Origin of the sequence: Amycolatopsis sp. H20-H5 (genome assembly GCF_035828755.1) — a bacterium.
GTDB lineage: Bacteria > Actinomycetota > Actinomycetes > Mycobacteriales > Pseudonocardiaceae > Amycolatopsis.
Genome location: NZ_JAYMZS010000219.1, coordinates 1 through 6,751, shown reverse-complemented (window position 1 = coordinate 6,751; position 6,751 = coordinate 1). Strand labels below are relative to the sequence as shown.

General features: G+C 66.9%; 7 protein-coding genes and 1 pseudogene. 7 read left to right on the top strand and 1 reads right to left on the bottom strand.

Annotated elements, in window-relative coordinates; genetic code table 11:
- Nucleotides 1-957: S1 family peptidase (locus tag QMK34_RS46485; RefSeq protein WP_326421392.1), on the bottom strand; the 957-nt coding region annotated here is incomplete at its 3' end.
- Nucleotides 958-1,294: 337 nt separating this feature from the next.
- Between QMK34_RS46485 and QMK34_RS46480 the strand changes: the two are divergent.
- The 7 genes and pseudogenes from QMK34_RS46480 to QMK34_RS46445 form a co-directional block, all read left to right on the top strand.
- Nucleotides 1,295-1,731, top strand: a pseudogene (locus tag QMK34_RS46480) (trehalose-6-phosphate synthase); the annotation flags it as partial.
- A 281-nt stretch (nucleotides 1,732-2,012) separates the two neighbouring features.
- The gene (locus QMK34_RS46475; RefSeq protein WP_326421390.1) at nucleotides 2,013-2,786 is read left to right on the top strand and encodes a maleylpyruvate isomerase family mycothiol-dependent enzyme; all 774 of its coding nucleotides are present in this window, start codon (nucleotides 2,013-2,015) and stop codon (nucleotides 2,784-2,786) included.
- 475 nt (nucleotides 2,787-3,261) lie between these two features.
- The gene (locus QMK34_RS46470) at nucleotides 3,262-3,432 is read left to right on the top strand and encodes a hypothetical protein (RefSeq protein WP_326421389.1); all 171 of its coding nucleotides are present in this window, start codon (nucleotides 3,262-3,264) and stop codon (nucleotides 3,430-3,432) included.
- A 451-nt stretch (nucleotides 3,433-3,883) separates the two neighbouring features.
- Entirely contained in the window at nucleotides 3,884-4,243 is a 360-nt protein-coding gene (locus QMK34_RS46465; protein WP_326421388.1) for an ArsR/SmtB family transcription factor, read from the top strand.
- Complete coding sequence (locus tag QMK34_RS46460; RefSeq protein ID WP_326421386.1) at nucleotides 4,240-4,737, top strand: SRPBCC family protein; 498 nt, start codon at nucleotides 4,240-4,242, stop codon at nucleotides 4,735-4,737. The genes QMK34_RS46465 and QMK34_RS46460 overlap by 4 nt, the downstream gene beginning before the upstream one ends.
- On the top strand, nucleotides 4,734-5,303 hold the full coding sequence (locus QMK34_RS46455; RefSeq protein WP_326421384.1) for a TIGR03086 family metal-binding protein: 570 nt from the start codon (nucleotides 4,734-4,736) through the stop codon (nucleotides 5,301-5,303). Before QMK34_RS46460 ends, QMK34_RS46455 begins: the two co-directional genes overlap by 4 nt.
- A 970-nt stretch (nucleotides 5,304-6,273) precedes the next feature.
- Nucleotides 6,274-6,751: RNA polymerase sigma factor (locus QMK34_RS46445; RefSeq protein WP_326421382.1), on the top strand; the 478-nt coding region annotated here is incomplete at its 3' end.

Below are 6,751 nucleotides of genomic sequence, written 5' to 3'. Positions count from 1 at the left end.
GTCCTCGATCAGTCTCGCGGGCTCGGCGGCGTCATCGATAGCGTCGATGACCAGCGTCAACCCCGAGAACCGGTTCGGTAGGGCGACCCCGGATTCCGTGAGGGGCCGGAGCCGCTCCTCGATCCGGCGGCGGACGTCGTCCGCGGTCTTGGCGGTGGCGTCCACGGCCAGGCCGAGGCTTCCGGCGGGCGGCACGGCGTCGGCCGGGAGCATGGTCGCGCCGACGCTCGCCGATCGCTCGCGGTCGGCGAGCAGGATCATGAGCCGCAACGAGGTCGAGAGAGCCGATTCGGAATCGCCGGTGACCACCACCCACGGCGCGCTGGGCCCGTGCCCGGCGAAATACCCAGCGAGGTCGCGGGAGAAGACGGGGTCGACCACCTGGGAGGTCGGGCGCTCGACAATGCTTTGGTCGACCCCGGAACCGCCCTGGAACCAGCGGTCGAGACCGGGCAGGTGACCGAGCATCGTCTCGGCCGGGATCATCCATGACACCAGGTTGGCCGCGGTGGCGAACCTGCTGACCATCATCCCGACGACGTAGCCCGTCTCGTCATCGACCACGGCCGCACCGCTGTACCCGGGTGAAACCGGCTCGGATTCGGCGGCCTTGTTGATCTGGACCCACTCGCCCCCGGGACCGCCGTCGTGCGCTTGCCGCCCGGTGAACCACACGCCCATTTCGCCGTTCCCGGGAAAGCCGTACGCCGACACGGTGCGGCCACGCAGCAACGGCATCCGGTGTACCGGCGCGCCGGTACACCGGGTCTCGGGCTCCTGCAGCCGTAGTACCGCGATATCCCCGCGTTCATCCCCGGACGGCGGTATCCAGAAGTCGTCGAATACGGACGCGACACCGGACGCGGCCCCGGGCAGGGCCACAAATTCCACCTGCAGCAAGGCATCCACCTGCTCCACGACGTGAGCACAGGTAAGAAGATGGCGGGAATCGAGCATCGTCCCGGCACCGAGTACACGACCGTTGCGAGCGCGCAAGCGCACCCGCCAAGCTGTGCATCCTCCCTCGGCATCCACCCGGCGACCATACGTGGATCCGATGGCAGTGACTCGACGTTTGGCGCGAAGAGGCCAAAACCCTCCCCGTTTGGCGGATTAACCCTGCCGCCAGGCAACAATGCAAGTACTCGCCACACCTGACATAGTGATCTTGTGTGTCCGGTGGTTTTCGTGGCCTCGCGGCAGCGCCATAAAGATCAGCCTCAAATCTGTGGCATTCTCACAGAAGCTCGGGCGCGAGTGCGGCCTGTGACCATTCGCCGGTCGGGCCGCCGACCAGCAGCTCCGTCGCGATATCGACCAGCTCACAGCGCGGGGCAACAACGAGTTCCCGGATGCCGGTCACCCCGTCGCGCGGCACATTCAGCGACCGATTCCCACCGAAGAGCTCGCTGCCTATTACCTCGCAGCGGACATCCTCGCGGTCACCTCGCTCCGGGACGGGATGAATCTTGTCGCCAAGGAGTACGTCCCAGCCGGTACGACCTCGGCGGGGCGCTGATACTTTCCGAATTCCCGGGCACCGCGGCCGAGCTGACGAGCGCGTTTCTCATCAACCCCTATGACCTCGCCGGAGTGAAGAACGCGCTGCACGCCGCGATGACCGCCGACCCGGCCGAAGGGCGCCGAAGGATGCGACGACAGACCCTCACACACGACGCGGATCGTTGGACGCGTTCATTCCTCGAGGCACTTGGCACGACCGAATCGTAGAGTCGCCGCTGATGCTTGCCAGCAACAGCAGGAGGAGGGAAGAGACGATTGCCACGGCAACGTCGCGCAGGAACTTCATGACGGCAGGGTCGTTCTTCCGTACTTGAACGTCACACCTTCACCGAAATTGTTAGCTCGTCGGCCCGTCGATCGGTTCCGGAGGCGGCAACAGCCAGCGGCGGCACCGGCGCCGGTCCGTGTCGTCTTGATCGGGCTGGCGACGTCCGGCCGGTCTTGTTGATCTGCGGAACATACGCGTCCATTCGGGAGTTGACTGTGGCATGAGTCAACTCGTGGACCGCACGATCACCGCCCTCCGCTCCGAATATGCCGTGCTGGCCGGCCTCGTCCGTACCCTCACCGACGACCAGCTGGCCGCTGCCAGCGGCGCCGCGGAGTGGACTGTCGCCCAGGCCCTTTCCCACCTTGGCAGCGGTGCGGAGATCGGCCGTACACCGATCGCACGGGCTGCCGGGCAGACCGTGGTGGCCGAAGACAACCAGACGATCTGGGCCCGCTGGGACGCGTCCGCTCCGCGAGCGCAGGCCGAGGGCTTCCTGGAGCACGACGGCCGCTGGCTTGACACGGTCGAGGCGCTCACGCCCGAGCAGCGCTCGTCGCTGACCGTCGACCTCGGCTTCCTGCCAGAGCCGGTCCCGCTGTTGACCGCCCTGGGCATGCGGCTCAACGAGGTGGCCAACCACTCGTGGGACGTGCGCGTGGCCTTCGACCCGAACGCCGGGGTGGACGCCGGCTCGGCCGCGGTGCTCGTCGATCTCTTGGCCGGGCCCGTGGGCTTCATGCTGAGTTTCCTCGCGAAGCCGGCCGAGCTTGCGAACCCGGTGTCCGTCGCGATCCCCGGCGCCTGTCTGGTGATCGACGACGCGGTCACCGTGGTGAACCACCTCGAGTCGCCTTCCGCGACGTTCAACGGGTCGGCGGAGGCGTTCGTCCGGCTGGTCAGCGGCCGTCTCAAGGCACCGTATGACAACGACGTCACCGTCGAAGGCAGCATCACGCTCGACGACCTGCGTCGCGTGTTCCCCGGCTTCTGAGAACGCGTCTGAGAATTGTCACAGCAGCCGCCGCTCGAAGCCTCGATCACCTGTCCTTCGAAGCCGCTTACCCTCCACAAAGGACGGAAAATCTGCCCATTCGCCCGTTTCATACCGCTATGACCGTTTCATGTGTGCCCCTGAAGGCCACCATGACAGCGTTAGACGCCGTAAAGGCTCCCATCAGGGACCACGGCAAACCTGGGGTGGCGACTGAAGGGGACTTCCCTCGACTCAACCTTGCAAAAGTCCCCTTCACCAGAACAGACCGTGTGAAAGTCCCCGTCAGTCACGCGGCCCCAGGCGCCAAACTGGACGACATGACATCAGTTTCCGGACGCCTTCTGAGGGAACCAGCTGACGTGAACACAGCTGGACGTCCCGCGGTCGCGTCCACCACCCAGCGGTGTGGCGTCGAAGCGCACCCCGATCCAGCGGTAATGACAATCTGGCCGAGAGGGTGATTTTTGCGGGTATGGGCGACGACGACACCACGTCCGGCGTGGCCGAATCTAACCATGCCACCGACGTGGTCGCGCCGGAGTTGCCGATCGCCTTTCCCGCCGCGAACCGGGGCTCCTGCGCGGCAGGAGCCTGCCAGCGCGGCGCGGTGGGGACGCTCGAGATGGTGATGATCTCCAGGTAGGCCAGTGTGTTGCGCCATCGGGTCACGCAGGGAGATCGTCCTCGCGCCGGGGCGCCGTACCTCCGGGCGTTGTCAGTGTTTGAAACCGCAGCGGTCGACTTGATCTCCCAGGTCTCGGCGGCGATGCTGACGGCCGGGGTCGTGTCCCTGGGTACGTGCCGGGGGAGCAGCCCGTAATGCCTGCGCGGCCCGGATCTCGGGCAGCGCGTTGACGTCGGTCGCGATGGCGATCAGCCGCCGCCGGTAGAAGTCTTGGCCGCGGGTGGTCGTGTCGAGTCGGTCGGTGATGCGGTGGGGTGACGGCCCGCAACGACTACGAACCGTGACCGCGGGCAAAGCGGTCGTCGGCGGCGCATCATTGTCAACTAGTCATTGTCAACCAGTCGGTTGACATTTGCCGAGGGGGGATCTACGTTTGCGTCAACCAGGCAGTTGAGGTTCGGGGGGCAGGATGAGTGACCCGCTATCGCAGGTGTTCGCGGCCCTGGCCGATCCGACCAGGCGCGACCTGGTAGCGAGGCTGACCGACGGTGACGCCACCGTGGGGCAGTTGGCGGCGCCGTATCGGGTGAGCGTGCAGGCCATCTCGAAGCACTTGAAGGTGCTTGAACAGGCTGGCCTGGTCAGCCGCTGCGCCCAGGTGCACCGCAGCCCGGTGCATCTCGAGGCGGAGGTGTTCGACCTGATGACGAAGTGGATCGAGCGTTACCGGCAGCGGGCCGAGGCCCGGTACCAGCGGCTGGACGCCGTGCTGGCGGAGATGGACGACGACGAGGCCGGGCACCGCCCGGCGCGCGAGGAGACGGCATGAACGACACGATGAAGAAGGCGGCGATCGAGGCGGATCCGACGGTCCCGATCATCCGCGTCACCCGGGACTTCGCAACCACCCAGGCCCGCCTGTTTCGGGCGCACACCGACCCGGAGTTGTTCGTTCGGTGGGTCGGTCCGGACGGGATGACGACCACCCTGGACCGCTGGGACGCCAACACCGGCGGCAGCTGGCGCTACGTCGCCGCCCGGGACGGGGTGGAGTTCGCCTTCCACGGCTGCTTCCACGAGGTCCGGCCGGACCGGATCGTGCAGACCTTCACCTGGGAGGGCGACCCGGACGGAGTCGCACTGGAGACGCTCACCTTCGAAGACCTCGGCAGCGGCCGCACCCGGCTGCGCACACAGTCGCTGTGCGACAGCTTCGAGAGCCGGGACGCCTGGCTGCGCAGCGGGATGGAAGTCGGCGTGGACCAGGGCTATGCCAAGCTGGACGTCCTGCTCGCCGGAACCGGCGAAGGAGCGGAGGCATGACCCTCCCCACCGGCCCGGCCGAGCGCTATCGCGCGGTGACCGCCGGGTTCGCCGCTCGAGTGCGGGGCGCGTCCGACTGGGACGCGCCGGCCCCGGTGGCCGGATGGCGCGCCCGGGACGTGGTCGGTCACCTGGTCGAGTGGTTCCCGGACTTCCTGAAGAGCGCGACAGGCTTGGTGCTCGACCGCGGCCCGTCACCGGAGGAGGACCCGGTCGCCGCCTGGCAGGTACACGCCGACGCGGTGCAGCGGCTGCTCGACGGGCCGGAGGCGGCCACCCCCTTCCGGCACCCGATGGTGGGGGAGATGCCGCTGCCGGACGCGGTCGACCGGTTCTACACCTCGGACGTGTTCATGCACACCTGGGACCTGGCCCGCGCCACCGGCCAGGACGAGCGGCTCGACCCGCAGACCTGCGCCGACCTGCTCGCCGGGATGGCGCCGATCGAGGAGCTGATGCGGTCCTCGGGGCAGTACGGGCCCCGGGTGCCGGTGCCGGGCGACGCCGACGTGCAGACCCGCCTGCTCGGCTTCATCGGTCGCGACCCGCTGCACGGAAGGGAATAACGTCCACCGCGTGTGTGCTGGCAATAGACCGGGCTATACGAGGTTTTCTGACGCTGAATTCGTGATTCCTGCAACTCGGTAGTCTCGGAGTCCAGAGACGTATTTCCTGGTGGCAATTTAAATGTGACGACTGGTCAGGTGGCGCACGGTGACGGAAATGACTCCTGCCCACAGCGCCATCTGGTTGCCACACCACGAGACGCACGAGCACAGCCAAAGCTGACCGACACACTCGGCCACGCGTCCTCACCCAGCCACGAGCTGCACGCACTAAAGAAGCTCGGACATGTCCGTCGACGACTCGGCACGACAACACCGACCTGTCCGGCATGTGCTGGTCCGGTTTCGGCTGGGCCTGTGCGGCGGCGAACTACGTATGGGAGCACAGGGCCTCCTCGACCAGCTGCTCCGGGTTGGACGCGCCGTCGAGGAAACTTGAAGTTCGAATGGCAGTGCAGCTCTGCCGTCGTCGTCGCCGCGCAGGTCTCGCAGGTCGGCGGGGCGTCCGGCGTAGCCCTCGCGCTTGCGCGACACCCGGTGCCTCATCCGTACCATCGGGCGCCGGGGCGGGGCCACAGGAGATGCGCTCCAGCTCCGACCAGTGGCGCGGAGGGTTGATGAACTCGGCCAAAGACATACCCGCACAGTCCTTCAGGACCACCGAGGGGAAGCCGACAGTAGCGATCTGATTACAGCATTCGGTATCGAACCGGTGTTCGATTCGAACGTCGGGGGCGGACCTGTGCATGTCAAATAGTCACGACAACTGTCACCAACGGATATGCCTCGTTAGGCTTCTGAGCTGGGCCAGGTTCTTCACCCCGACACCGGCTGATGTGGCGTTTGTCGATCCCGGCCGCGGTCGTGGTCCGGCCGATCAGCCCGGCGTTGACCCGGCCGCACTGCGGTCTTGCGGAGGGCGGGCGAAGACCCGGACTGAGCACTTGCGCCCGATCGCGCGATATCTGGGGTGGCGCCCGGTGTTCGCGCGGGTCGCCCGCGCCGAAGCCCAGCGGAAATCTGCGACCGGCTGGCACCCGAATTCAGCGAGGCGCGGTGGCTTCTACCAGGCATAACCACGCCTGGTGAACAGACCTGGACCGGTTGTACGGGTCCCTGGGCCGTCGTGTCGCGTGGTTGGGGTGAACACTTCCGGCGGCTCGTGCGAATATCCGATGTGACTAGGGCTGAGCGGTACACCGTGGCAAGCGGGGTGGACGCTGATGATCGACCGGACTTGTGCGGGGACGACCTTCAGGCGATCTTCCAGGGCTTGTTCGACAAACATGCCCGGGACGTGCGCCGATATTTGGCCAGCCGTGCCGGGCCGACAGTAGCCGATGATCTGGTCAGTGACACGTTCCTGATCGCGTTGCAGCGACGGGCCAGCTACGACCCGGCACGGGCCAGCGCCCGCGCCTGGTTGTTCGGCATCGCCACCAACCTGC